Raw genomic sequence first — 24,374 nt, 5'->3', positions numbered from 1 at the left:
CGAAACACGAAAGGAACGGCGTAATGACGATTCTGGTCTTCGGTAGAACCGGTCAGGTCGCGCGCGAATTGCAACGACAGAGCAACCTTCAGACGCTTGGTCGCGATGATGTCGATCTGACAGAGACACAGGCCATCCGGACCGCGATTGAGGCGCACGCACCACATGCTGTGATCAATGCCGCCGCATACACCGCTGTCGATGCCGCCGAAACAGATGAAGCCACGGCAACCGCCGTCAATGCCCATGCACCCGGCGTCATGGCGCAGGTGTGTGCCCTGCGCGGCATACCGTTTCTACACATCTCTACAGATTACGTTTTCGATGGCACCGGCACCGAACCCTGGCGCGAGAGTGACACGCCCTCGCCCCTCGGGGCTTACGGGCGCAGCAAGCTGGCTGGCGAAGACGCCGTACGCGCTGCCGGGGGGCACCATGTGATATTGCGGACTGCATGGGTGTTTTCGGCATTCGGCAGCAATTTCGTGAAAACCATGTTACGTCTCGCTCAAACCCACGACAATCTGCGCATTGTCGCCGACCAATGGGGCGGCCCGACCCCAGCGGCCGATATCGCCGATGCGCTTTTGCGCATGTGCAGCGCATTAGAGCACGGCGCATCCGGCGGGACGTATCATTTTGCCGGCCAGCCCAGCACCAACTGGGCCGATTTCGCGCGTGCGATCTTTGCACAAACGGGCGGCAAGATTACAGTCGAAGACATTCCCAGTGCCGATTATCCAACTCCTGCCCAACGGCCACTGAACTCACGGCTCGATTGCCACGCGATCACCCGTGACTTCGGCATTTCGCCACCTGACTGGCGGATGGGATTGCACGCTGTTCTGACTGACCTTGCGTCCTGAAGAGCGCCATCAGTAATGCCCTGTTTCTGGCGTGTGGCGGCTCGACTTCGAACAGCGCCTAATGTGCATGGAGTGCAACAATGGACTGCGCGTCGGGCGGTTTCACCGGCAGGGTCGGTGCTCCAATCCGCCGGACTATTTCCGACCTTCGCTCAGCAACCTTAGCAAATAGGACCCGTATTGGGTCTTGCCATAGTATTCACCCAGCTTTCGCAACGCCGCATCGTCAATCCAACCCTGCTGATACGCGATTTCCTCGGGGCAACCGGCCTGTAACCCTTGACGCGATTGAAGCGTTTGCACGAAATTGCCAGCCTCCAGCAGGCTGGTATGGGTGCCCGTGTCCAGCCATGCATAACCGCGCCCCATTTGCTGCACCGAAAGATTGCCGTCGGTCAGATAGGTTTGCAGCAACGATGTGATTTCTAGTTCGCCCCGCGCAGATGGGGTAATCGTGCGGGCGCGCTCAGAGGCGGTTGCGTCGAGAAAATAAAGCCCCGTCACGGCGTAATTCGACGGTGGCACCTCGGGTTTCTCGACGATATCCGTCACCTGCCCCGCCGCATCCATCGCCACCACGCCGTAGCGTTTCGGATCTGCCACCCGGTATCCAAAAACCGTGCCGCCCTCTACCTGTCGGTCGGCCGCAGTCAGCAGTTCCGGCAAACCATGCCCGAAAAATATGTTGTCGCCCAACACCATGGCAGACGCGGCACCGTTCAGGAATTCTTCGGCCAGCAAATAGGCCTGCGCCAATCCATCCGGAGAAGGCTGCTCGATATAGCTCAGTTGCAGCCCCCATTGTGATCCGTCGCCCATGAGGCGCTGATACTGCGACTGATCTTCCGGGGTGGTGATAATCGCGATCTCGCGGATACCGGTCAGCATCAACACCGATAGCGGGAAATAGATCATCGGCTTGTCATAGATCGGCATCAGTTGTTTTGATACGGCCGCCGTTGCCGGAAAGAGCCGCGACCCGGTCCCCCCCGCCAGAATGATACCCTTGCGTTTTCTCATATCGACTAATTCCCATCGGGCTGTTCCGGCAGGTCTATACCCCATATCCAATGACCGTGCATCCCTATCCCTGCACGATTGCGCGGCTGTTGCGATGTATCGCACAGTTACACCTCAGAGAAATTACCGCACCGTAAATAAATAAACATCGCGCGATGAAGTAATCGAGCCATCCAGCCAAAGTCCCCGCTGAGAGAACGCCAATACACCCTCAGCACGGGGGAACGCCGATCACTTCAACAGGAACTGGTTTTTGAAATTTTTCAGGCTGGTCATGATTTCGATCGAGTCAATGCCCTCACGCCCATAGATACTCTTGGTCAGGACATCGACATAAGAGTGCTGGCTGCCGCTGGTGATGACCTCGACCAACAGATCAAATCGGCCACTGACCCACGCCACATAGACCACGTCATCCAGCTCGCTAAGGGATTTCGCGACGACATCCGGGCTGACCCCGGCATGCAGCTTAACACCCAGCATCGCCTCTGTTCGGTACTCGGCAGCAGAGACATCCGTGACAGCCGTAATACGCAGAACACCGGCGGACTTCATACCGTTGACTCGGTTGCGAATGGTGCCTTCGGAAACACCAAGGCTTTGCGCGATCTCGGAAAAAGACGCGCGGCCATCCGCGCGCAGCATGCGGATGATGCTGGCATTCAGCGTGTCGTCCAGCAAATTGGCACTCTCCTGAGAGAGCTTCCTGAGTGGCACGCCAGTGTCGGGAGTGTGCTGATCGTTGGGCATATGGGCTTTCATCTAGGGCACTCTGATTATGACCCGAGTTTTCGACCTCATCAACCGCCGATCAACCGACAGCCGGGCAGTTCTGCCCAGCAACCGCAGACAGTCCGCGATCTACGCTAATTCAGAACACTTTCCCATCAAAATACGAAATAATTAGACAAAGAACATTTGACATACGAAATACGCAGGATATTACTGCGAATACATAAAGGTTTCGCAATTCACCGGAGGGCACACAATGAGCGACGTAAAAGCTGTCACAGGACTTCAATCTGGCGCGGGGAATTTTCGGGGGTACCATCAATCGGCACCCGCCGAAGCGGATGAAGAGATCGCTCGGATCGGACCGGGAACCGCTGGTGGCGAATACATCCGCCGCTTCTGGCATCCGATCTACATCACCGAGGATCTGGGCGAGTTGCCCGAAGCAATCAAGATATTGGGCGAGGAACTGGTTCTCTTCCGCTACGGTGACGGCAAACTGGGGCTGGTGCATAAATACTGCCCGCACCGGCGCGCGTCCTTGGAATATGGCAAATGCGAGGATCGGGGCATTCGTTGCTGCTACCACGGCTGGCTGTTCGCCCCGGACGGAGAGATCTTGGAAACCCCGGCCGAGGATTCCAAGGCCGCCGACATGGTGCGCGAGCGGACTCGACTGGGCGCCTACCCGGTGATCGAATGTCGCGGACTGATCTTCGCTTATATGGGTCCCCCTGAAAAGCAGCCGGAATTTCCGATCTACGACGCCTATCTCTATGACGGAATGACCAGCGCCACCTACAAGGCACCCTATACCTGCAACTGGATTCAGGTACTCGACGCGATCCTTGATCCGACCCACACCACCTATCTGCACAGCCAGAACAGCCACCCACAGTTCTCTGACGGAATGAAAGAAGACGGTGTGCTGAAATTCTACGAGCGCAACGAGAACCAGTTTCTCGGATCATCGACGCGGCGCATCGGCGACAACGCGTGGGTACGGGTGAATGAACTGATCCTGCCGAACTTTACGCAGGCCGGATCCGCCTATGCCGCCGACGGAACCGAGCAGCGGTATTTTGGGCGTTCCTGCTTTACCCGTTGGGTTGTGCCCGTCGATGACGAGAATTCGATCGTTTACGCCTGGGCCAACTTTGGCGATCGTTGGGATCCGCACGAATACAACACCCGCGAAGGTCACGAGATGATCGAACAGGGCGAAGTGCTGGACCGCACGCCAGAGGAGAAGAAACGCTATCCGGCGGATTCCGAAGCGGTCGAAGGCATGGGGCCGATTTCGACCCACAAGGGCGAAAACCTGATGCCAACCGATCGGGGTATTTCACTTTACCGCCGCCGTGTACGCAAACATATCCGCGATCTGGTCGAGGGGATCGAACCACCACAGCCTGTGAGAACCGGTGGGGAAACAGTGCGCACCTATGGGCAGGACACCGTGCTAACCCGCCCGCCGCGCGGCGATGATGCCGATGACGCCTATCTGGAGAAAATCGGCGATGCGGTGATGCAGATCCAGTTTTCCACCGAGGCATTGGGAGATGACGTCCGCGACCAAGAGATCATCCGCCTGCTGAAGGAATTCGAAGCAGAAGGAGAGGTTTGATGAAGGTTCACGTCAAGAACAACCGCTGGAAGCCGGGGTCATTTCCCAACACGCCCGAAGGAGAGGAGGTATTCACCATCACGCAGGCCAGACTGGATGATGCGCTGGCGGAATATCCCGATCTGAAAGGGCGGGCCGACTATGTCGTGGATTGGGACACCGACAATTTTGCCAGTTCCATGCGGGATGCCGACGTCCTGCTGACATGGGACCTGCCGATGGCAGATCTGGCCACGGTTGCACCACGGCTGAAATGGATTCACTGCATCGGCGCCGGAGTCGAACACATGCTGCCGATCAGCGATTGGCTGCCCAAAGGCGTCGTCCTGACCAACAACAAAGGCGTACATGCTGCTAAGGCAGGTGAATTCGGGCTGATGGCGGTCTTGATGTTGCACTCAAAAATGCCTGCAATCGTCACCAACCAGCGCAACGAGGTTTATGACTCGCTCTACGCCTCGCCCATCGCCGGACGCACGTTGGTGGTGCTGGGCACAGGTAGTTTGGGCGGCGCTGGTGCCCAAGCGGTGCAAAAGCTGGGCGTACACGTGATTGGGGTAAATCGATCTGGCCAACCAGTCGATGGCTGCGACGAGGTGGTAACGACAGATCATCTGGATGAGGTATTGCCGCGCGCCGATTACCTGCTGATCGCAACGCCCGACACGCCGCAGACCCGCGGCCTGATGGACCGGCGGCGGCTGGATCTGATGAAACCCGGCGCTGGTATCATCAACATCGGCCGCGAGGCCGTGATGGACTACGGCGCCCTGTGCGACAAATTGCAGGATGGCAGCCTTGGCGGAGCAATCCTCGATGTGTTCGATCCAGAGCCAATCGCTGCGGACTCGCGGCTATGGGCCACTCCGAACCTGATCATCACCCCGCACGTCTCGGCTGATGACGGCGATGCCTACGTGCCGATGACGCTGGGATTGTTCTTTCGGAACATGCGCCTGTTTCTGGACGATCAGCCACTGCTGAACCCGGTACGACCAGAACTGGGATACTGAGGCGAAACGACGACCGATTGCATGAAAGGAAGGCCATGAACATTGGGTTTATTGGACTAGGGGTAATGGGTGCGCCGATGGCGGGGCACCTGGCGGCAGCGGGGCACCAGTTGATTAGCTGCGTGAACAGATCCCCCGTGCCAGAAGGTCTGGCAGAACAGGGAATTCAGGTGGTTGAGACCCCCGCCGACGTGGCGCGGCTGTCAGAGGTCGTGATCGTCATGGTCCCCGACACGCCGGATGTCGAACGGGTGGTACGCGGCAAGGCCGGCCTGCTCGATGGGCTGCGCGCGGATACCTTGGTGATTGATATGAGCTCGATCAGCCCGATCATCACCGCTGAGCTTGCCCAAGCGGTCGAGGCGAAGGGTGCGCTATATCTGGATGCACCAGTCTCGGGCGGAGAGGTTGGAGCCAAGGCACAAAGTCTGACGATCATGGTCGGCGGCCCGCAAGACGCGTTCGACCGCGCCCTGCCCCTGTTCGAGATCATGGGCAAGAATATCACCCATATCGGGACGCATAACGGCGCCGGGCAGATCTGCAAGATCGCCAATCAGATCATCGTCGCATTGAATATCGAAGCAGTCAGCGAGGCGTTGGTCTTTGCGTCGCGGGCAGGTTGCGATCCCGCAGTGGTCCGTCAGGCACTGATGGGCGGTTTTGCCAGCTCGAAAATACTCGAGGTCCACGGCGAACGGATGATCAACCGTACATTCGCGCCGGGCTTCCGCATCCGGCTGCATCAAAAGGACCTGAACCTCGCGCTTGAGGCCGCGCGCGATCTGGGCGTCAGCTTGCCCGGAACCGCCAATTGCCAGACCCTGTTCAGTGCCGCCCATGCCCACGGCCATGACAACGATGATCATTCAGGACTGGTACAAGTGCTGGAGCTGATGGCAAACCATGAAATCGGCGCATCAAAAGCAGCTGACTAACGAGTGTGTATTTGAAGATACGAATGGTTGCGTCTATAATATAGGCAGGTGGGAATTCCTCTCATCTGCCTAGCTCTGCTGCGGCGGGGATTTAGCCAAACCATTGAAAGATAATCCGATAGTCCGACCCGTCAAAAATGGCCCTCACAAGGGTATCCGCTCTCCCGGAGATGATCTGAACCAGAAAATCATCCGGCTGCTGCAACAGGACGGGCGCATGGCGTTTTCCGAGATCGCACAGCTTCTGGACGTGTCCGAGGGCACCATCCGCAACCGCGTCAGTGGGCTGCGCGACAACAACATGCTGCACATCGTGGCGCTGGCAGATCCGGTGGTGAATGAATATTCAACCGACGCGATTATCGGCGTCAACGTCGCCCCCGGTGTGACCCCGGCAGAGATTGCCGCACAGCTTCAGGACGACTACCGCGTGGTGTTTATTCTGTGGGTGGCGGGCACCTTCGATCTGGTGGTCGAAATCGTCAGCGACGACCACGAAGTTCTGAAGGATTTTCTGGAAGAAAAGATTTACCCCAATCCCGGCATTGCCAAGGCGGATGTAATGGTCGGGCTGAAGAACCTGAAAAACCAGTTCCTGCTAAAACATGACTGGCCGGACCAAAGCAGCAGTTGATCATGGATATCGGGCAGCACGAGACGCACCGCCCGATATCAGTATCCTGCTACTCGGCCGCGGCGCGGGCGGCAGCAATCCAACCATCAAATTCCTGCTGATGCGCTGCGATCCATTCAGCAACATGCGCGTCGATCTGCTCGATCGAATCCTCGCCCTGCTGCATTTTGTAATTCTGCGCAGACACATCATTGATCGGGATTTCTGCCAGTTCAAACAGTTTTTCCGCCGCCGGATTGGCATCTAGAAAATCGGCGTTGGCCAGAATGCGCAATTCGTTCACGGCAAAGCCCAGTTCGCGACCATCAAAAGTGGTGTCACCAGACCGGCCATCCGGCAGCGAGGAATAAGGCACTTCGAGCCATTCCACATCCTGTCCCGGCACCATCACACCCGATACCCAGTAGGGCGTCCAAGTGTAATAGATGACGGCGCTACCGTCTGACTGACGTGCAATCGTGTCTGCGATGACGGCGTTATAGGCGCCCTGATTATGGGTGACAGTGTCGCGCATGCCGAACTCGGTCAGATGATGTTCGATCACTCGCTCACAACCCCAGCCCGGCGGGCACCCGGCCAGATCAGCCGTGCCATCATCGTTCGCGTCAAAGCGGGCGGCAATTTCGGGGTCTTTCAGATCCTCCAGATTGGTGATGCCCGCATCATACGACCCCTTATCCACCAGATAGCCCTGCACAGCCCCACGGATAAGATGACCGACCCGGCGCATCGCATCTTCACCACCGGATTCTTCAAAGAACGCCTGATGCAACGGATCGTAGTGCACCGTCGTAAAGTCACCATCTCCTGCCCCGATCGCCAGGTGGATGGTCTGGTACTCCACCGATTGCGGATCGCCAATCTCGTAGCCCAGTTCGGACAGCGCGCTATAGATAATCTGGTTCTGAAACCGTTCTTCGAGGACAGTACCTTCGATCGGGCGGACGGTAACACCATTGCCGGGGCCATCGACAGCCCAGCTGGATGATGCCGTCGCGGCAGTCATTGCAAAACTGAAAATATATGTGGTCAGTTTCATTTTCTTTGCACCTTTACTGTTGGAGGAATGGCCCATGTTATTGTGTGGTCGGGTCCGGCGGTGGGGCCTAGTTGCGCCGGGTGTTGGAAATCTCTGCCACCGGCGAACGGCGCAATGGATAGCTGAGCACACGCAGAACCAGCCCCAGCGGACCACCCTGCCACCAATGGCGGTGGCCACGGTGTCGACCCGACTGGCCCAGCCCTTGGGTGATGCGGTCCAGCACAACGGCGAGGATGACGATGCCCAGCCCGCCGACAATGGCCTGTCCAGCATCAAGCCGGCCCATCGCGCGCAGCACTTCGTTACCCAACCCCTTGACCGCGATCATCGAGGCGATGACCACCATCGACAGCGACAGCATGATCGTTTGGTTCAGTCCGGCCATGATCGTCGACGTCGCGAGGGGCAATTCGACCTTGAACAGAATTTGCAGCGGTCCGGCACCGAACGCGCGGGCAGCCTCAACCACACTGGTATCGACCTGCCGGATGCCAAGCGCGGTCAACCGGATCAAGGGCGGCAAAGCGAACACGATTGTCACGATCACACCCGATACGTTGCCAATGCCCACCAACATCACCACCGGCACCAGATAGACAAACGCCGGAATGGTCTGCATCGTGTCCAGTACCGGACGGATGGCCCGTTCAAACCGGTCGGATTTCGCCGCCAGAATTCCCAGCGGCAGGCCAATCACGGCGCAGATCAACACCGCACTCAGAACAATGGCCAGTGTGGTCATCGCCAGCGGCCACGCATTGGGCCCCAGAAACCCCAGCGCCAGCAGGGCCACAAACACCAGAATCCCGGTACGTCGCCCAGCCGCTTGCCATGCGAGTAACGCCAGCATCAGAACCATCAGACCGGATGGCACGGACTGCAACGCAGCCTCGAACCCTTGGATAATTTCCGTCACGGTACGTTTGAATGGCTGGATCGCAGCCCGGTTGGCTGTGGCCCAGTCCTTGATCCCGTCGGCCCGGTCAGCAATGCCCAGATCAATGTTCGCGAATGGGTCAAGCAGGTTAAAACGCGGTTGATCAGTCATTGTCTCAGGCTCCGTTCTGGTTTTCCCAACGGCCTTGAATGCCGCGGATCAGGGATTTTTTGGTGACAATCCCGACGACCTGCCCGTTGTCCTCGATAGCGAGGGGGGTATCGGTGTCGATTGACAGATCCGCCAACCGGTCCAGATCGTCGTCAGGCCGGGCGCGCAATGCAGCGGTCAGGTCAAGCGGCCCTTCACGGGCCTCGAACGCGGCCAGCGGCTCCATCACGCGGGCTGCCGTCACTAGATTCAGCTTGGAAATTCCAGCAACGAATTCACGCACATAATCGTCAACGGGATTGGTGACGATTTCCTCAGGCGTTCCGATCTGAACCAGCACGCCGTCCTTCATCACGGCAATGCGGTCGCCAATGCGGATCGCTTCGTCCAGATCATGTGTGATGAACAAGGTTGTCTTGTTCATTCCTGTGGCCAGCGACTTGAATTCATCCTGCAACTGCCGCCGGATCAACGGGTCAAGCGCCGAGAACGGCTCGTCCATCAGCAGGATATGCGGATCAGCCGCAAGGGCACGTGCCAACCCAACCCGTTGCTGCATCCCACCCGACAGTTCGTCCGGATAACGATCCCCCCAGCCGGTCAAATCGACCGTGGCAATGGCTTTGTCTGCGACGGCATGACGGGTCTTGCGATCGCGGCCACGCACCTCTAGCGAAAATGCAACATTGTCGCGCACCGTGCGGTGCGGCATCAGCGCCATGTTCTGAAACACCATGCCGATCCGAGACGCGCGCATTTCGCGCAGCCCCGCCCGGTCGAGCGCGCCGATGTCGATCCCTTCAATCCGAACGGCCCCTGCGGTCGGCTCAATCAGTCGGTTAACGTGGCGGATCAGCGTCGACTTGCCAGACCCGGACAGGCCCATGATGCAAAATATCTCGCCCGCTGCCACCGAGAAGGACGCATCTTGAACGCCAATCACACAGTTATATTGCTCCAACACCTCGGCTTTGGTCAGGTTGTCGCGATGTATGGCTTTCATGGCCTTGTCAGCCTGTCGGCCAAAAATCTTCCATAGACCGTGACATTCGATCACAGCCGGGCTGTCCTGATGGGTCATTGCTGTATCTCTGTTATGATCGGATGCCGCGCGCGGCCCCGTGGGAGGATTGTCAAACATGCGCAGGCCCGGTGGCAGACTCTTCGCGCATCATGTGCAGTATCTGCGCCTCCATTTCGGCGTAACCGGGCATGCTGACCATGTCTTCCTTGCTGGCGATCCGCTGGCCCTTTTTGAACGCCGGGACCAGCTCCTCGCGGATGCGGCCCGGATGGCTGGACATGAAATAGATCCGATCAGCGAGAAAGATCGCCTCGGAGATATCATGCGTGACCAGAACGATGGTGGTGTTCGAACTGGCCAGAATATCCAGCAACAATTCCTGCATATGCCACCGGGTTTCGGCATCCAGCGCACCAAACGGTTCGTCCATCAGCAGGATCGCAGGATCATTGGCCAAGGTGCGGGCAATGGCGACCCGTTGCTTCATGCCGCCGGATAGCTGCTTGGGATACGCATCGGCAAAGGGCGTCAGACGCACTAGGTCAATGAACTCATTCGCGCGGGTGCGTCGATCAGCGGCAGAAACACCATTCAGACGCATGCCATATTCGACATTCTGCTGCACTGTCAGCCACGGGAACGACGTATATCCCTGAAACACCATGCCCAGCTTGCGCCCGGGGCGATGGATTTCTTCACCATCCAGAACCACGCGGCCAGAGGTCGGCTTTACCAATCCGGCGGCGATCTGCAACAGCGTGGACTTGCCGCAGCCTGATGGCCCCAGCAGCACGACAAGCTCGTTTTCAGACACGCTGAGACTGGCGTCTGACAAGGCCTGCACCGGCGGCTTGCCGCGTGGGGCGAATATTTTGGATATGCCGTGAACGGCGAGTTTGGTCGGGGGCATTGGCGGACCTTCCGAATATGGGGATGGTAATGGGGCTGGCCAGTCGCGATCCAGCCAGCCCGGTGTGATGGATCAGCCGCGATAGCCGTCTGCGTAGAGATCGGCGTGCAACTTGCATTCGACACCAGTCGAGGCGGGGGAGGTGCGCTCGATCAGGCCGAATTTGACCCACCATTCGCTGACCAGTTGCCAGTGCTCGGCAATCTGCCCATTGCTCTGCCCGAACGGTGCTTCACCGGGGGCCGAACCGCAAAACCGCGCGGCCTCCATGAAGTCATAGACATAAAGCCCGCCGTCCAGAAATGTACCCTCGGTGCCCAGCACCATTTCGACATCCTCAAGGCTCATCTTCATGCGATCCGCGATGATCTGATTGCCCTCGGCAGGGTTGTTTTTCCACCAGCTGATGGCGTCATACATGGCCTTCAGCGTCTTGCGGGCGGTATCGGGACGCTCGGCGATGAACTCTGCGCCGAAATACAGCCCGTCAGCCACCACCGCCTGCTTCAGCCAATAAGGATCGGCGGAATCAGCGGCCATGCTGGATCCGGGGACTGTCTTTAGCACGTTCGAGCCATATGGCTCCCAGTATTCGGACGCCGCGACCGACCCGCCGACTTGTGCGGCGAATGCGTCATCGGCGATGATATTCTTGTAGGTCACCGCGTCATAGGCGACGCCCTGTTGTTCCAGCCACATCGCCACGAATATCTGCGCCAGCCCACCTTCCAGCACGGCGACTTCGGCACCTTTCAGGTCTTCGGCAGTCTCATACCCCGGAGACAGCACGATCTTGTCCGCGCCGTTCGACAGGTTTGCCAAGGCGACCAGCCGGATCGGCATGCCCCTCGCCACGCCGACGGGCGTAAATTCGGCCGTGTTGGACACCACGTCCATCTGACCCGCCGTGACAAGGTTGAAGCTTTCGAATGGGTCCTCAATCCGCTGATAAGACAGGTCCAGCTCAGGCGCGAGGTCCTTTTCCATAGCGATGTACCAGAACCCGTAACCGGGCCATGTCAGACCGGAAATACGGACTTCTTCAGCGGCCTGCGCGCCCGTCGCGCCAAGAAAGGATAACGCCAGCCCTGCCAGCATGCCTCGTTTCGAATTCGAACCGTTGTTGCAAAATATCATTGTGATTCCTCCAGTTGGGATTGCCCGCTCTTGATGGCGGGTCGGGTTATTGGGGTGTTCAGTCCTCATCATCGAGATAGGGAAACAGCAGCTTGCGGGCCTGCCGCAGCGCAAAATCGAAGGTCAGGCCAAGCACCCCGATCACGACGATCCCCGCCATGATCTCGTCGACATGCACGAACCGCTTGGCGCGCATCATCATCGCGCCGATACCGTTATCGGCAGCGACGATTTCGGCGATGACCAGATAGGTCCAGCTGACTGCCAGCATCTGCCGCATGGCAGTGACGATGCCCGGCAGGCTGGCCGGTATCACCACGGTCCACAGGATTTGCCAGCGATTTCCGCCCAGCGTGATCCCGGTATTGATCAGATCGGCACTGATTTCACGCGTATGATCCATGATCAGCGTCACCAGAAACCAGATCACCCCCAGAAACAGCAACGCAAACTTCTGCTCTTCGCTGGCGCCGAACCACATCAGCAGCAACGGGATAAAGGCCGGGGCCGGCAGGTAGCGCCATGCAGATACGACCGGATTAAAGAACGCTTCAACCGCGCGAAAAGAACCCATCAGAATACCCAGTGGAATCGCCACCAGACATGCCCCGCCAAAGCTGACCATGACACGCAGGACGCTCACCCAGATATCCCACAACAATCCGCGTTCCGTCAGCAACTCGTATAGCGCGGACAGTACCTGACCGGGTCCGGGGAACAGGATCGGATTACCCAACTCCAGTAGAACCGCCCCCTCCCAGATGGCGAAAAAAGTGGCCCAGGCAAGCACGCCCAGGCCAAGGCTCAGGGAGGTCGATATCGGTGCCTTAAACGTCAGGAGCGGATCGCGAGATGGGCGGTTGCCCGACGCGGCGGGCGTGGCGGTATCTGATGTCACTTGCGTCCTCCCCTTCGCAATTCACTGCCGAGCTGACAAAAATTACGAAAAACGTTGTTTGAACTTATTATTCTTGACGATACCGTATTCGCAAATTAGAAATTACGCAATACGTAAATTATTTCGAAATTCGGAGACCCACATGAAACACCCGTAAAGACACGCATCGACACCGGCTCTCTCGCCGACCATCTGGGGAGAATTGGTGTTTAACGCGAGTATATTAGCCAAAATCTGCCCCGCACGGAGCACCAGCGCCTGTGACAGCCGTCATCGCCGCCATACGCTCTCCGGCACCTAACCAAATTTTCGAAATTCGCAATCAGCGGAGCGAACTCCACTCTGGTGCGGCGGCGACGCGGCATCACAGTCCAGGCACGTCTAAACAAGGAAGGAAAACCCATGTCAGATATCTACATCACGTCTTTCGACGCAGCGGTTGAACGCAACCGACCGAGAATCGCCGAGGTAAAGCAACGCTTGGAAAAGGCGGGCGTCAAATATGTCATGGCCGCTTGGATCGACCTTCATGGCATCCCCAAGACCAAGCCAGTCCCGATGAGCGATTTCGAGGATCTATGCGTCGGCAAAGGACCGCAATTCGCCGTACACTCGATCTCTTTCGTACCCGAACTCAGCCCGGCAGACAGTGATCAGGTCGTCGTGCCGGATCTGGACGCGGTTTATGTCTGCCCTTGGGATAATTCTTTGGCGCTGATCTTCTCCGATCTCTATTGGGAGGGCGCGCCATATAATGTCTGCCCCCGTCAGGCCCTGAAACGCGCCATGCAAGAGGCCGCCGACGAAGGCTATACCGGCTTTGCCGGGATCGAGCCGGAATTTATCGTGATGGCCTATGATGAGACCGGCCAACCTGTCAAAGCGTTTGACGACGACCCTGCCGAGGGTCTGCGCCCGCGCCGTCAGGCATTTGGCTATGACGTGGAATACTCAATCGATTCGATGCCCTTCCTCAAGGATATGATCGACACGATCGAGGGGCTGGGCTGGAATCTGCATGATGTGGTCTGCGAGGGCGCTTATTCGCAGTTCGAGCTGGATTTCCACTATACCAACCTGCTTGAAATGGCTGACCGGCTGGCCTTCTTGCGGATCGTGCTAAAAGAAGTCGCGAAAACGCACGGGTTGTTCGTAACCTTCATGCCGAAACCCACCGTCGGCGACTGGCGTTCGGGTGCGCATATCAACATGTCGCTGCAACACGAAAGCCGCCCCGGAGAGAACATCTTCAAGGACAAGGATGGTTGGAGCGCCGAGTCGCGGCACGCCGTTGCCGGGATGATGAAGCATGCAGAGGCGATCACAGCGATTACCTGCCCGACGGTCAATTCCTACAATGGTCTCGTGCCCCGCGTTGGTGGGTTCGAAGGCGGCACCGTCACGTGGGCACCGACCAACATCACCTACGGGTTCAACAACCGGTCCGCCCAGTTCCGCCTGCCCCAAAGCCGGTATTGTCTGGAGAACCGCGCCTGCGACATGACGATGAACGGTTATCTCGCGCTGGCCATGCATCTCAGCTGCGCAGTGGACGGGATCAAAAACAAGGCAGACCCCGGTCAACCCACCGATTTCGACCTCTATGCCAAGACCGAGGCCGAACTGGAAGAACTGGGCATCCGCCGCCTGCCACGCACCCTCTACAACGCAATCGAGGCATTGCGCCACGACGACATGGCAGAGCATGTGATGGGTCCGGTGATGCGCAAATCCTACCTCGCCTACAAAAACGACGAGTGGGAGCGGTATCACCAGGCCGTCACCGATTGGGAAGTCAAAGAATACCTGCGTCTGTATTAAGCCGGGGAGGCCGCGATGACATCGGATTATGAAACCTTCGAAATGGGGGATGTTGCACTGCAAAGCGGCGCAACACTCCACAACGCGCGGCTGACCTACAAAACCTACGGAGATCGGGCCAACGCCACGCGCGGCACCATTCTGTTGCCGACGTTCTACACTGGCACCCACAACCGAAACGAAGGTTTCTTTGGGCCGGGGCGGGCTATCGACCCGGCCCGCCACTATGTGATCTCCGTCAACCTGATCGGTAATGGGCTGTCATCGTCACCCAGCAACAGTGCGCCGCCCTGCGATGGCCCGCGATTTCCGGCGGTGTCATTCTATGACAACGTCGCCTGCCAACACCGACTGCTGACCGAAGTGTTGGGAATCGAACGCATCGCACTGGTGATGGGCTGGTCGATGGCAGGCTGTCAGGCCTACCATTGGGGCGCGCAATACCCTGACATGGTCGATGCGATCCTGCCATGTTGTGCATCTGCCCGCACATCTCCCCATAACTTTGTGTTTCTCGAAGGTGTCAAGGCAGCCCTCTGCGCTGATCAGGACTGGAAAGATGGGGATTATGACAGCCCTCCCGTCCGTGGGCTGCGAGCCTTTGGCCGGGTCTATGCCGGCTGGGCCTTTTCGCAAACTTTCTACCGCGAAGGGCTGTATCGGCAGTTGGGATACAAAACGATCGAGGATTTGTTGACCGACTGGGGTACCGATCACGCCCGGAACTGGGACGCCAACGACCTGCTGGCCAAGCTGAGCACCTGGCAAGGTGGCGATATCTCCGCCAACCCGGCCTATGGTGGCAATCTGGCCGCCGCATTGGGCGCGATCCGTGCCCGTGCAATCCTGATGCCCTGCACGCAGGACCTGTACTTCCCGCCCGAAGATAACGCCGCCGAAGCTGCCCTGATGCCAAACGCAGAATTCCGCCCCTATACATCACCATGGGGCCACTGCGCCGCTAATCCGGGAAATGACACAGGTTTCACTGCGGCGTTAGAGGACAACATCCGGTCCCTGCTGGCGTAGAGACCAAAAACCAGAGCAAGGAGGCAGAGAAATGCCCACAGTCACATTCATCACGCCAGATGGCGTACGCCACGACGTCGAGGTTTCGACTGGATCAACTGTCATGGAGGCCGCCCGCGATTACGGCCTGCCCGGCATCGACGCCGACTGCGGCGGCGCGTGCGCCTGTTCGACCTGCCATGTCTATGTCGATGCCGATTGGGTGGAAAAATTGCCCGTCAAAGAGGCGATGGAGGCCGACATGCTGGATTTCGCTTACGAGCCCGACGAGATGCGCTCGCGGCTGACCTGCCAGATTTCGCTGACCGACGCGATGGATGGGTTGACGGTTTATCTACCCGAGCGTCAGTGTTGACGATGCTGCTGTCAGTCATCGGCACCCTCGCCCGCATAATGGACGAAGACTGGCGAACACAGCTCAAACTGCGCAAACCGTACGACAAAACCTGCCGATCCGGTCTGTTCACGACACCTCATCACGGGGTGCATGGTGATCATTACCCTGCCCGCTACGCAGCGACCGACGAACCAAGCCATCGGCCCGCCTGAATTCGATCCGGCGGTTCATGGCCCTGCCAGCCGCCGTAGTCTTGACATCAAACCGCGCGGATTCACCATGTCTCCCGGCGCTCAAACACCTTGCATCGTCGGCACCATACATTTTCGACACCGAACAATAGCGTAACCGCACAGTTCAACGCTGAATGATGTCCCCCACCAAGGTGGCTTCAATCAGTCGATTTCAACTCAACGCCTTCCTTCACCCGCTCAATTTATATATTTTACCTTTAAAAATCAGCCTATTACGTGACACTTGATATGACGACACCTGCAGCCATAGCTCGCGTTCACCGATGCCGCATGCCAGCTTCTTGGTTTTATCACTGAATTTATCCAACCGGCATGTGTGCCCCGGGGACATTCCGGTGGCCGCATGATCGGCCATTGCTATTCAGTACCGGCTGTTCAATTTACGTCCGCAGGAGACGTGGAACCAAAGGTTCGAAGATACTTGGCGAGCCAGATACCCACCAGCATCGCCCCGACAAACAGCAACACCTCCCAGCGGCCAGTGCCCAGCGCAGGCAACGCGCCCCCCGGACAGAACCCCGCGATGCCCCAGCCTACGCCGAACAGGGCAGAACCACCGATCAACCGCCGATCGATGGTGCGGCTCAAAGGCAGTTGAAACCGCGCCCCATAGACCGGGCCATGGCGTAACAGCACCAGACGGTAGCCGATGAAGGTCACGACCACGGCCCCGCCCATGACGAATGCCAAAGATGGGTCCCATGCTCCTGCAACGTCAAAGAAATTCAGAACCTTGGCAGGGTTGGCCATTCCGGAAATCGAAATGCCGACGCCAAAGATCATTCCGATCAGATAGGTGGCAAACAATCTCATTGGTTACACTCCGATGCCGTGGCGCAGGATATACACGGTGATGGCTGTGGTGATCATAAAGGTCAGAACCGCAGCGAATGATCGCCGCGACAGCCGCGCCATCCCGCAAACCCCATGACCGGACGTGCAACCCGATCCAAAGGTAACGCCGACGCCCACCGCCAGTCCCCCGATCACTAGCATCGGGGCTGACGTCGGGACCTGCACGACTGGCATCTGCCCGCTGAGCAACATCACCACCAGCGGACCGCTGACCATTCCCAGCAGCAACGCCACCCGCCACGCCCGATCCTCAGAAGGCACGAACGCGATCAGCCCGCTCAGGATGCCCGTCGCGCCAAATATCCGCCCTAGACTGAGCATCAGCAGGGTTGCGGCAAGCCCGATCAGGCTCCCTCCAGCCAAGGACTGCCAAGGCGTAAAAACGGTTTCCATTGCATTCACCTCTGGCCGGCGCAGATACCAAAGATCGCGTAGAGCGGGCAACTACCGATTGCCGCCGTCACTGCAAAAGTGGCGCCAACCACGATCATCGCCCAGTGTAGCCACCCACCTGCGCCCAGATTCGTCGCAAAGGCCGCGATCAGCAACGCAATCCCCGTGACCATCCGAAACCCGCGATCAATACGCCCCATATTCTTTGTCATAGCCATTCGCCTTTCAGGAATCAGTCCCCACGACACTTTGACATGTGGATGCGGGATCTCTCGGTGACTTCGTCACCGTTCTCCGGCCGAGCGTGCCAGACGATCCAGTGCAGCACGCCCTGTCAGCCTGACCTCACCCCGGCGCTGCTCGATCCAGCCACGGCGTTGAAATTCCGACAAGGTGCGTGAAATCACCTCGCGCGCCGTGCCCAATTCGGTCCCTAACACCTGATGGGTCGCGTAAACCACATCCCCGTCAGCCAGTTCCAGAAGCCGCGCTGCCAGCCGCACATCCATACGGCGAAAAACGATGTCGTCGATCAGGGTAAAGAGATCGGTAATGCGTCGCGAATAAGCCTTGAAAATGAATTCCCGGAACACCGGCGACCGGCCAGCCAGATCGTCAAAGGTGGCGCGAGGGATGGCGACGGCGCGCACATCTGTCTCTGCCACCCCATCGGCAGCGTAATGCTCGAATGCCAGCATGCAGGCGGTGGTCAGCACACAACTTTCCCCGGCATGGACCCGGTAAAGAAACACCTCGCGTCCAGTATCGGATTTCTGTTGAACCCGGACCGTGCCATCCAGCAGCAACAGCAGGTTGTCAGCCGATTGACCCGGCTCGAAAACGGCGGTGCCTTCAGGCACGTCCACCAGTTGACTACCGGTTGTCAGAGCCGCGCGCAGGTCATTTGGCAGACGCTTCAACCCCTCAAACTGATCGATCCATTGCCCGTCTTGTGTTTTCATCGCCTTCGCCCCGTATGTTGAACAGACCGAGACCGCATAGCATCCAAAGGCGCCTTCACCTGCGCGCGTTATGTCGCGGGTGCGTCACGTTCGGCTCTACCAGTCCTCTGTGCCACACTGTCCAACAGAGTCTCCAGCATATCATCCAACCCCGCGCAGGGATGCGCACCGCTGCTGCGGATCTCGTCAGAGACATCGACAGGCAGGCTGGAATTCGAGTCTGCGGGCACCTCATTCAACTTGCCGCCCACCAGCACTGGCAAAACCACGCCTTTCTCCTCCAGCGCCGCGATCACTGCGCGGGTATAGCTCAATCCCATGCCGTTATAGGTGCTGACCGCGATTACATCCGCACCTTCGCTTACCGCCATCTCCACCAGAACCTCGGCATCGACCGCCGTCCCCGCATCCACGACCTTCGGCCCCAGCCCTTCTAGGGCTGCACGGACCAGATAGGCACCATGCTCGTGCACATCCGTCGTGCCCAGAATGACCCTCAGACAGGATAGCCCGGCAGGGATTTCCTGCTGCGCGGCGACCCATGTGCTGGCCATATCATCCAGTTCCTGCGCCCAATCGGCAGGCACCAAGGGCACTGGGCGATCGCCTTTGAGTGTTGCAGAAAACAGCCGCTCCATTCGCTGCGCGCCCAATCGTCGGATCGCCAGCATCAACGCCGCGGGGTCCGACACGTCCACGCCTCTTTCGGCGAGCCCGTCCAATGCTCTGATGGCAAAGTCCCGCCCGCCGTCCAACAGCTTTGATGCCAGTGCGTCGATCATCGCGTGATCCATCAGCGCGCCATGCGCCGGCGCATGTTCTGTCAGCCGCGCGGCAAAGAGTTGCGCATCAAGAATTTCATCAGTGTCGGGGATACGTTGGTTTTCCGTCACCGGCACGGGATTGATCGCATGTCCCGTGTGCCTGCGCCCCAGCGCCGCGATATCAGCCAGCAGGTAACTGGCCAGACTGGCATAATTGGCCGCAGGTGCCCCGCGATAGGCAACCGTATTGCCAAACAACATAGTGCCCGGCGTGGTCGTCACCTGCGCCAATGCCGCGTGGAATGCGGCCCGGCTCAGCGGGTCCGAGAAGTGATGTCCGAAACAAAACGACGCCTGCGCCCCGATCAAATCCTCAATGATGTGCTTTTCGATTACCACCATGCCCAGCGCCGAAGCCATATCCAGAAACAGCCCGGCAAAACCGTCGTCGAGATTGGAATGCACAAGGATATCAGCCTCCTGCGCGGCAATCAGACCCAGCGCCGTGACCGTGGCCTCCGTGGTGGCTACGTCATCGTCCCAATAGGGCAACCGAAAGGTAAAATACTGACCCAGATTGCCAATCGCCGTGGCCCCGGCGGCGATGGCGGCCTGCGTGTTGTGCAATGCTCCGGGCAAGCCCAGCATGAAATCACCGAAATGCGCCGCCGCCGGGCAAGCATTGGTGATGCGGATGAAATCCTCTGGCCCGGTCAGAACGATCCCAGTCCCGCGCATGGCCCCCTGTCGCCGTTCCGGCGGGTAGCCCATCGTCCAGTCCAGCGTGATGCCAAACCGGTCAATCCGCACTCCCTGTCCGTCGGCGGCGGCGTGCAACTCCGCCATCGCCCCAACCGTCCGGTCGATACTGCGAAACCCGATATGCGCGTGCTGCATGATCCGCCCGTTCGCGGCCTCGCGGCGTTTGTAAGCGGCCTCCGACACGACACCCTCGCCCTGAAGGAACGCGTTGCTTCCCAGCTGCCAATCGCCCGCCATCGCCGCCCCATCGTCCAACAGGGCGCGGCCGGGCCGCATATCCGGGGCGGTCAACGAAATCGTCATGCTCATGGTTCGCTCTCCGAGGTGCTCCATCATGGGTATCAGCCCTTGCGCTTTTGGCAATGGTCGTCAGGTTGGGCGTATAAAATGAGGAGTGTAGTATGAAACTGGGTATCATCGGCGTGGGGCATCTGGCGACATCGATCCTGAAAGGGTTGGCGCGATCGGGGTGGAACCCTGCCGACATCTGCCTGTCGCCACGCGGGCACGGGCCGGACCTTGCCCGCAGGGATGGGTATGCGCTGGCCAAGGATAATGCTGACCTCGTCCGGCGCTGCGATCTGGTACTGCTGGCCGTACGTCCTGCGGATGCCGCGACGACGGTCGACGGGCTGGGCTGGCGCGAGGGTCAGGTCCTGATGAACGCCTGCGCCGGCGTATCGCGCGCCGCGATCGGGGCCGCCGCCCCTGCGCATATTGTCCGCATCATGCCGATCACCGCCTCCGAACTCGGGGCCAGCCCGACACTTGTCTATCCCCGGACCGAGGCCGCGCTGCCGTTTCTCGATGCGCTCGGCTCTGCCATCGAACTGGACAGCGAGGATCAGTTTGAGGCCGCCACCGTGAGTGCCGCGATCTATGGATGGGCCCAACAGCTTATTATCGCGGGCGCTGATTGGAGTGCGGCTCAGGGGTTGAATCCGCAGACTGCGCGCGAACTGGCCGCGCGTACCTTTGTCGCGGCAGGCCGGATGCAGGCCGAACAGGACGCGCCGATGCACGATATCCTCGCCAGCCTTTGCACCCCCGGCGGCATCACTGCCGCAGGACTGGACCACCTTGAGAGCAATACCGTGCCGGAGGCATGGCGCAGTGCCTGCGACCTCGTGCTTGGCAGGCTGCGCGGCAAATGACATCGACCCTGCCCCGTCAGGCCGGTTCTGACGTCTCGTGCCCGATCTGAAAGTTGTTCCCGGCCCGGTCCTGACCACTGACCAGATAGAGCGGCCGCACACCATAGCCCTGTGCGGGGTGTTTCTTGCCAGTCTCGGCCCCCAGCGCGTGATCGTAAAAGGACGATGCGGGCATCAACCGCACGATGAAAGCAGCGCGCCGCTTGTCTGTCCGGTTCGCCGATGATCCATGGATCATGTAAATGTCGTGGAACGATACCTGCCCGGCGCGGATCACCAGTGGCACGGCATCCGCCTCGTCGAAATACTCCTGATCCGTCACCAAGTTGATCGTCGCTTCCGGGTTATCCTGCCAGGAATGCTTGAACAGCTTATGCGGCTTGTGAGAGCCGGGAATAAAGGACATGGGTCCGTTTTCGGGTGTCACGTCATCCAACGGAATCCACATCGTCAGCGTTTCCAGCGGGCGGATCGGATAATAGTCGCCATCCTGATGCCACGGCGTCTCCTTGCCATTATGTGGCGGTTTGCCGAACAGCGTCGTGCCCCACAAAATAATGTCATCCCCCATCAACTGCCGGGCGATTTCCATCAATGCGGGCTGGGTGGCGAAATCTAGCCATTTGCGCGAGCCGCCTTTTATATTCATCGACCCGCCGTTTTCCTGATGCGGTGCCATGATCAGGTCAGAACCCAGATCAGGGTTCGCCGCCAACAGACGTTCATACTCCTCGCGCATGTCGGCGATGATATCTTGCGGAATCTCCCACTTCGGAACGATCCAGCCCTTCGCGTTGTATTGTGCGAGTTCGGCGTCACTCAAACGGGCCTCGGGCACGTCGGTCTGCATATTCATTTTTTGGCGTCCTCTCTGTCTACGTATCTGTCGACAATCCTGCCGACAAAATTGACGCGCCCGCCTTGATATGTCAAGCTCGCGACATTGATCGGTAGGAGACCCCATGACTCGCAGCTCCAAAGCAACTGTCGACACCGCATATGAGCAGCTACGAGATCGGCTGGTGACGTTCGGATTCAAACCCGGCAGCCGTCTGAACGAATCCGAAATCGCAATCGAACTGTCGATGAGTCGCGCCCCTGTTCGCGAAGCCTTGAGCCGCTTGATTGCAGATGGGCTGGTCAGCTTTGAACCGGGACGCGGGTTTTTCTGCCGACGGCTCAGTGTCAGCGAAGTCAACGAACTCTATGAATTGCGCTTTGATCTGGAATCCGGCGCTCTCAACGCCGCCCTTGCAGCAGCAGACGACGCTGCGCTCGACAGGTTTGCCACAACGTGGCAGCAGAAACATGCAGATGCGGACACCTTTACGCTGGACGAATTGGTTTCTCTCGACGAGGCGTTTCATCTGGAGATGTCCAGCCTTGCGCAGAACACCGCACGCCTCAAATATCTCGAAAACATCAATTACCGGATTCGCTTTGTCCGCCGGATCAACCTTGATACAGGGCCAAGGCGTGTGGGTGGGATAGAAGAACATTCCGACCTGATCGATGCGATCCGTCGACGCGATATCGACAACGCCATCGGGCTGCTGCGACATCACCTGCAACGGTCGGCTGATGAGGTCCGCCTACAGGTGCAGGATGCATTGAACCGGATTTACGCAGATGATGTCGCCTGAATGCGCCCCTCATCACCCCGATCTGGTGTCGCTCTGGGTGGGATCAAACAGAAACAGGTTCAACTGTCGCCATGGGTGTCCCTGACTTGGCATCGTCCAGCAGTCGGAAATCGCGGTAGTCACCCCCCAAGACCATTCGGGGCAGACGCGCAAAAGTCACTCCAGACACCAATCCCGTTGCCGCCACTGACCGTTGCGACGACGCGATCGGCCCGGCAGTCGATCCTGACAACCCCCTGACGTCAGACCGCTGAAAGTGTGGCACCTCCGTCAACGGTCAGCGTGGTACCCGTCATAAAGCTGCCCGCGTCTGAGGCGAGCAAGAGCAGCGGACCATCCAATTCCGACATACGCCCAAGACGGCGCGGGAATAGTTTGGCAATCATCTTTTTCCCGGCATCGCTATCGAAAAAATCGGCGTTGATGTCCGTGGCAAAGTAACCGGGCGGTATGGCATTCACCCGAACGCCATACCGCCCCAATTCGCGTGCCATCGCCCGCGTCAGGTGCAGGACGCCTGCCTTGGCCGCGGCATAGTTCGTCTGTGTCGGCTGTACCACTTGGCCCAGAATGGACGAGATGTTGATGATCGAGCCGCCGTTGCCACCTTCCACCATGATCCGCGCTGCGATCTGTGCCGCGCGCCACACACCTCCCAGATCGGTCTCGGTCACTGCGGCCCAGTCTGCCTCTTGCATCTCCAGAAACGGCGCAGTCCGCGCGATCCCCGCGTTGTTGATCAAGATATCAACGCTACCGTGCCGCTCGGCAAAAGCAGCAAAGGCGCGCTCCAGCCCTTCACGGTCGACGACGTCTGCGGGATGGCTGTCGACCTTGATCCCATCCCCCAACAATTTCTGCGAAACCTTTGCCAGCTTATCTTCGCTGCGCGCGATCAGGCACACTTGGGCACCCGCCTCACCCAGAACCCGCGCAAAATGCGCCCCCAGCCCAGAAGACGCCCCGGTAACGACCGCGACCTTACCCGTCAAATCCATGGCTCTCATCCAGCCGCCCCCGCGCCAAATGGCTCAATGGCGCTAGCCGATCCGAGTGATTTCATCAACATGGCGGCACTCCATCGCATCAGGTGCACCTCCCGCCTTACGTCGGTGAGTGCGCTCACCCGATTGCGGGTGAAATCACTCTGCGCACCATCCAGAACGGCCACCGGCGCACGCGTCGCGAAACACAAATCAGAATTGATGAGACGTTTCATATGGTTCTCCAATTCAGGTGACGTCGTCCGGTCAATTTTCAACCTTAGGAACATTGGCGCGGATATGCGACAGATATTCTATCGCCATATGCCTCCAACCATCTGTTCTGGCCACTCGAACCTATATCTACAATCCGGCATTTCCTGCCACCACTCTTCCTTGCTCCTTCAGCGACGCAATCTGTAGGCATGATTTCGGCCCTCCAGCCTGCCAACCCCACGATCTTGTGCTCGCTTTGCCCGGCTTGCCCACGGATCAGACAACCGATACCAGTGTTGTCAGGCTTACCCC

26 protein-coding genes are annotated in these 24,374 nt (G+C 58.8%); 10 read left to right on the top strand and 16 right to left on the bottom strand.

The window, feature by feature from the left end:
* The first annotated feature begins 23 nt into the window (after nt 1-23).
* A complete protein-coding gene (gene rfbD, locus N7U68_RS17530) occupies nt 24-866 on the top strand; it encodes a dTDP-4-dehydrorhamnose reductase (protein WP_263047655.1) in 843 nt (280 codons plus the stop codon).
* A 135-nt stretch (nt 867-1,001) separates the two neighbouring features.
* On the opposite strand, the gene rfbA is transcribed toward rfbD, so the two are convergent.
* Nucleotides 1,002-1,886, bottom strand: coding sequence for a glucose-1-phosphate thymidylyltransferase RfbA (rfbA, locus tag N7U68_RS17525; RefSeq protein WP_263047654.1), 885 nt, complete (start codon nt 1,884-1,886; stop codon nt 1,002-1,004).
* Nucleotides 1,887-2,117: 231 nt separating this feature from the next.
* A complete protein-coding gene (locus N7U68_RS17520) occupies nt 2,118-2,648 on the bottom strand; it encodes an Lrp/AsnC family transcriptional regulator (protein ID WP_263047653.1) in 531 nt (176 codons plus the stop codon).
* Nucleotides 2,649-2,874: 226 nt separating this feature from the next.
* On the opposite strand from N7U68_RS17520, the gene N7U68_RS17515 reads away from it, so the two are divergent.
* The 4 genes from N7U68_RS17515 (at nt 2,875) to N7U68_RS17500 (ending at nt 6,830) form a co-directional block, all read left to right on the top strand.
* Nucleotides 2,875-4,245 (top strand): aromatic ring-hydroxylating oxygenase subunit alpha, encoded by a 1,371-nt coding sequence (locus tag N7U68_RS17515; RefSeq protein ID WP_263047652.1) that lies wholly within the window; start codon nt 2,875-2,877, stop codon nt 4,243-4,245.
* Nucleotides 4,245-5,258 (top strand): D-2-hydroxyacid dehydrogenase, encoded by a 1,014-nt coding sequence (locus N7U68_RS17510; protein ID WP_263047651.1) that lies wholly within the window; start codon nt 4,245-4,247, stop codon nt 5,256-5,258. Before N7U68_RS17515 ends, N7U68_RS17510 begins: the two co-directional genes overlap by 1 nt.
* A 35-nt stretch (nt 5,259-5,293) precedes the next feature.
* Entirely contained in the window at nt 5,294-6,196 is a 903-nt protein-coding gene (locus N7U68_RS17505; RefSeq protein WP_263047650.1) for a 2-hydroxy-3-oxopropionate reductase, read from the top strand.
* 103 nt (nt 6,197-6,299) lie between these two features.
* The gene (locus N7U68_RS17500) at nt 6,300-6,830 is read left to right on the top strand and encodes an Lrp/AsnC family transcriptional regulator (RefSeq protein ID WP_241188216.1); all 531 of its coding nucleotides are present in this window, start codon (nt 6,300-6,302) and stop codon (nt 6,828-6,830) included.
* 49 nt (nt 6,831-6,879) lie between these two features.
* Here the strand turns inward: N7U68_RS17500 and proX are convergent, their stop codons facing one another.
* The 6 genes from proX to N7U68_RS17470 form a co-directional block, all read right to left on the bottom strand.
* On the bottom strand, nt 6,880-7,869 hold the full coding sequence (gene proX, locus N7U68_RS17495) for a glycine betaine/L-proline ABC transporter substrate-binding protein ProX (RefSeq protein WP_165193461.1): 990 nt from the start codon (nt 7,867-7,869) through the stop codon (nt 6,880-6,882).
* A gap of 67 nt (nt 7,870-7,936) precedes the next feature.
* The gene (locus N7U68_RS17490) at nt 7,937-8,920 is read right to left on the bottom strand and encodes an ABC transporter permease (RefSeq protein WP_165193463.1); all 984 of its coding nucleotides are present in this window, start codon (nt 8,918-8,920) and stop codon (nt 7,937-7,939) included.
* 4 nt (nt 8,921-8,924) lie between these two features.
* Complete coding sequence (locus N7U68_RS17485; protein WP_263047649.1) at nt 8,925-10,001, bottom strand: quaternary amine ABC transporter ATP-binding protein; 1,077 nt, start codon at nt 9,999-10,001, stop codon at nt 8,925-8,927.
* Between the two features lie 52 nt (nt 10,002-10,053).
* The gene (locus tag N7U68_RS17480) at nt 10,054-10,854 is read right to left on the bottom strand and encodes an ABC transporter ATP-binding protein (protein ID WP_263047648.1); all 801 of its coding nucleotides are present in this window, start codon (nt 10,852-10,854) and stop codon (nt 10,054-10,056) included.
* Nucleotides 10,855-10,926: 72 nt separating this feature from the next.
* The gene (locus N7U68_RS17475; RefSeq protein WP_263047647.1) at nt 10,927-11,991 is read right to left on the bottom strand and encodes an ABC transporter substrate-binding protein; all 1,065 of its coding nucleotides are present in this window, start codon (nt 11,989-11,991) and stop codon (nt 10,927-10,929) included.
* 58 nt (nt 11,992-12,049) lie between these two features.
* Nucleotides 12,050-12,889 (bottom strand): ABC transporter permease, encoded by an 840-nt coding sequence (locus N7U68_RS17470; RefSeq protein ID WP_263047646.1) that lies wholly within the window; start codon nt 12,887-12,889, stop codon nt 12,050-12,052.
* Between the two features lie 402 nt (nt 12,890-13,291).
* Here N7U68_RS17470 and N7U68_RS17465 point away from each other — a divergent pair, with 402 nt between their 5' ends.
* Genes N7U68_RS17465 through N7U68_RS17455 form a run of 3 tightly spaced genes read left to right on the top strand, consistent with a single transcriptional unit; the run spans nt 13,292 to nt 16,094 of the window.
* Nucleotides 13,292-14,710 (top strand): glutamine synthetase family protein, encoded by a 1,419-nt coding sequence (locus N7U68_RS17465; protein ID WP_165193469.1) that lies wholly within the window; start codon nt 13,292-13,294, stop codon nt 14,708-14,710.
* Nucleotides 14,711-14,725: 15 nt separating this feature from the next.
* Entirely contained in the window at nt 14,726-15,739 is a 1,014-nt protein-coding gene (locus N7U68_RS17460; RefSeq protein WP_263047645.1) for an alpha/beta fold hydrolase, read from the top strand.
* A gap of 31 nt (nt 15,740-15,770) precedes the next feature.
* A complete protein-coding gene (locus N7U68_RS17455) occupies nt 15,771-16,094 on the top strand; it encodes a 2Fe-2S iron-sulfur cluster-binding protein (protein WP_165193473.1) in 324 nt (107 codons plus the stop codon).
* Nucleotides 16,095-16,705: 611 nt separating this feature from the next.
* Here N7U68_RS17455 and N7U68_RS17450 read toward each other — a convergent pair.
* The 5 genes from N7U68_RS17450 to N7U68_RS17430 all read right to left on the bottom strand — a co-directional run bounded on the left by N7U68_RS17450 (nt 16,706) and on the right by N7U68_RS17430 (nt 20,375).
* Complete coding sequence (locus tag N7U68_RS17450) at nt 16,706-17,143, bottom strand: DUF6691 family protein (protein ID WP_263047644.1); 438 nt, start codon at nt 17,141-17,143, stop codon at nt 16,706-16,708.
* A gap of 3 nt (nt 17,144-17,146) precedes the next feature.
* Nucleotides 17,147-17,578 carry a YeeE/YedE family protein gene (locus N7U68_RS17445; protein ID WP_165193477.1) on the bottom strand — a complete coding sequence of 144 codons (432 nt, stop codon included), beginning with the start codon at nt 17,576-17,578 and terminating at the stop codon, nt 17,147-17,149.
* Between the two features lie 5 nt (nt 17,579-17,583).
* Nucleotides 17,584-17,790, bottom strand: a complete 207-nt coding sequence (locus tag N7U68_RS17440; RefSeq protein ID WP_165193479.1) for a YgaP family membrane protein — start codon at nt 17,788-17,790, stop codon at nt 17,584-17,586.
* Between the two features lie 72 nt (nt 17,791-17,862).
* The gene (locus N7U68_RS17435; RefSeq protein ID WP_263047643.1) at nt 17,863-18,540 is read right to left on the bottom strand and encodes a Crp/Fnr family transcriptional regulator; all 678 of its coding nucleotides are present in this window, start codon (nt 18,538-18,540) and stop codon (nt 17,863-17,865) included.
* 68 nt (nt 18,541-18,608) lie between these two features.
* A complete protein-coding gene (locus N7U68_RS17430) occupies nt 18,609-20,375 on the bottom strand; it encodes a cobalamin-dependent protein (protein WP_263047642.1) in 1,767 nt (588 codons plus the stop codon).
* A gap of 92 nt (nt 20,376-20,467) precedes the next feature.
* On the opposite strand from N7U68_RS17430, the gene N7U68_RS17425 reads away from it, so the two are divergent.
* Nucleotides 20,468-21,220 (top strand): pyrroline-5-carboxylate reductase family protein, encoded by a 753-nt coding sequence (locus N7U68_RS17425; protein WP_263047641.1) that lies wholly within the window; start codon nt 20,468-20,470, stop codon nt 21,218-21,220.
* Between the two features lie 16 nt (nt 21,221-21,236).
* Here N7U68_RS17425 and N7U68_RS17420 read toward each other — a convergent pair whose 3' ends face one another.
* A complete protein-coding gene (locus N7U68_RS17420) occupies nt 21,237-22,076 on the bottom strand; it encodes a phytanoyl-CoA dioxygenase family protein (RefSeq protein WP_263047640.1) in 840 nt (279 codons plus the stop codon).
* Nucleotides 22,077-22,182: 106 nt separating this feature from the next.
* On the opposite strand from N7U68_RS17420, the gene N7U68_RS17415 reads away from it, so the two are divergent.
* On the top strand, nt 22,183-22,863 hold the full coding sequence (locus N7U68_RS17415) for a GntR family transcriptional regulator (protein WP_263047639.1): 681 nt from the start codon (nt 22,183-22,185) through the stop codon (nt 22,861-22,863).
* Between the two features lie 242 nt (nt 22,864-23,105).
* Here the strand turns inward: N7U68_RS17415 and N7U68_RS17410 are convergent, their stop codons facing one another.
* Nucleotides 23,106-23,861 carry an SDR family NAD(P)-dependent oxidoreductase gene (locus tag N7U68_RS17410; RefSeq protein WP_263047638.1) on the bottom strand — a complete coding sequence of 252 codons (756 nt, stop codon included), beginning with the start codon at nt 23,859-23,861 and terminating at the stop codon, nt 23,106-23,108.
* Between the two features lie 5 nt (nt 23,862-23,866).
* A complete protein-coding gene (locus N7U68_RS17405) occupies nt 23,867-24,082 on the bottom strand; it encodes a hypothetical protein (RefSeq protein WP_263047637.1) in 216 nt (71 codons plus the stop codon).
* Nucleotides 24,083-24,374 lie beyond the last annotated feature (292 nt).

The sequence above is a fragment of the Roseovarius pelagicus genome, assembly GCF_025639885.1.
Taxonomy (GTDB): domain Bacteria; phylum Pseudomonadota; class Alphaproteobacteria; order Rhodobacterales; family Rhodobacteraceae; genus Roseovarius; species Roseovarius pelagicus.
This window is presented reverse-complemented; position numbering and strand designations above follow the sequence as displayed.

What these genes read in the sequence shown, in the direction of transcription:
- N7U68_RS17425 (WP_263047641.1), top strand. Translation starts at nt 20,468, where the DNA reads ATGAAACTGGGTATCATCGGCGTGGGGCATCTGGCGACATCGATCCTG.
- N7U68_RS17510 (WP_263047651.1), top strand. Translation starts at nt 4,245, where the DNA reads ATGAAGGTTCACGTCAAGAACAACCGCTGGAAGCCGGGGTCATTTCCC.
- N7U68_RS17430 (WP_263047642.1), bottom strand. Translation starts at nt 20,375, where the DNA reads ATGAGCATGACGATTTCGTTGACCGCCCCGGATATGCGGCCCGGCCGC.
- N7U68_RS17405 (WP_263047637.1), bottom strand. Translation starts at nt 24,082, where the DNA reads ATGAAACGTCTCATCAATTCTGATTTGTGTTTCGCGACGCGTGCGCCG.
- N7U68_RS17450 (WP_263047644.1), bottom strand. Translation starts at nt 17,143, where the DNA reads ATGAGATTGTTTGCCACCTATCTGATCGGAATGATCTTTGGCGTCGGC.
- N7U68_RS17515 (WP_263047652.1), top strand. Translation starts at nt 2,875, where the DNA reads ATGAGCGACGTAAAAGCTGTCACAGGACTTCAATCTGGCGCGGGGAAT.
- rfbA (WP_263047654.1), bottom strand. Translation starts at nt 1,886, where the DNA reads ATGAGAAAACGCAAGGGTATCATTCTGGCGGGGGGGACCGGGTCGCGG.
- N7U68_RS17475 (WP_263047647.1), bottom strand. Translation starts at nt 11,991, where the DNA reads ATGATATTTTGCAACAACGGTTCGAATTCGAAACGAGGCATGCTGGCA.
- N7U68_RS17420 (WP_263047640.1), bottom strand. Translation starts at nt 22,076, where the DNA reads ATGAATATGCAGACCGACGTGCCCGAGGCCCGTTTGAGTGACGCCGAA.
- N7U68_RS17520 (WP_263047653.1), bottom strand. Translation starts at nt 2,648, where the DNA reads ATGAAAGCCCATATGCCCAACGATCAGCACACTCCCGACACTGGCGTG.
- N7U68_RS17410 (WP_263047638.1), bottom strand. Translation starts at nt 23,861, where the DNA reads ATGGATTTGACGGGTAAGGTCGCGGTCGTTACCGGGGCGTCTTCTGGG.
- N7U68_RS17490 (WP_165193463.1), bottom strand. Translation starts at nt 8,920, where the DNA reads ATGACTGATCAACCGCGTTTTAACCTGCTTGACCCATTCGCGAACATT.
- N7U68_RS17465 (WP_165193469.1), top strand. Translation starts at nt 13,292, where the DNA reads ATGTCAGATATCTACATCACGTCTTTCGACGCAGCGGTTGAACGCAAC.
- N7U68_RS17435 (WP_263047643.1), bottom strand. Translation starts at nt 18,540, where the DNA reads ATGAAAACACAAGACGGGCAATGGATCGATCAGTTTGAGGGGTTGAAG.
- N7U68_RS17505 (WP_263047650.1), top strand. Translation starts at nt 5,294, where the DNA reads ATGAACATTGGGTTTATTGGACTAGGGGTAATGGGTGCGCCGATGGCG.
- N7U68_RS17485 (WP_263047649.1), bottom strand. Translation starts at nt 10,001, where the DNA reads ATGACCCATCAGGACAGCCCGGCTGTGATCGAATGTCACGGTCTATGG.
- N7U68_RS17480 (WP_263047648.1), bottom strand. Translation starts at nt 10,854, where the DNA reads ATGCCCCCGACCAAACTCGCCGTTCACGGCATATCCAAAATATTCGCC.
- N7U68_RS17440 (WP_165193479.1), bottom strand. Translation starts at nt 17,790, where the DNA reads ATGACAAAGAATATGGGGCGTATTGATCGCGGGTTTCGGATGGTCACG.
- N7U68_RS17460 (WP_263047645.1), top strand. Translation starts at nt 14,726, where the DNA reads ATGACATCGGATTATGAAACCTTCGAAATGGGGGATGTTGCACTGCAA.
- rfbD (WP_263047655.1), top strand. Translation starts at nt 24, where the DNA reads ATGACGATTCTGGTCTTCGGTAGAACCGGTCAGGTCGCGCGCGAATTG.
- proX (WP_165193461.1), bottom strand. Translation starts at nt 7,869, where the DNA reads ATGAAACTGACCACATATATTTTCAGTTTTGCAATGACTGCCGCGACG.
- N7U68_RS17455 (WP_165193473.1), top strand. Translation starts at nt 15,771, where the DNA reads ATGCCCACAGTCACATTCATCACGCCAGATGGCGTACGCCACGACGTC.
- N7U68_RS17445 (WP_165193477.1), bottom strand. Translation starts at nt 17,578, where the DNA reads ATGGAAACCGTTTTTACGCCTTGGCAGTCCTTGGCTGGAGGGAGCCTG.
- N7U68_RS17415 (WP_263047639.1), top strand. Translation starts at nt 22,183, where the DNA reads ATGACTCGCAGCTCCAAAGCAACTGTCGACACCGCATATGAGCAGCTA.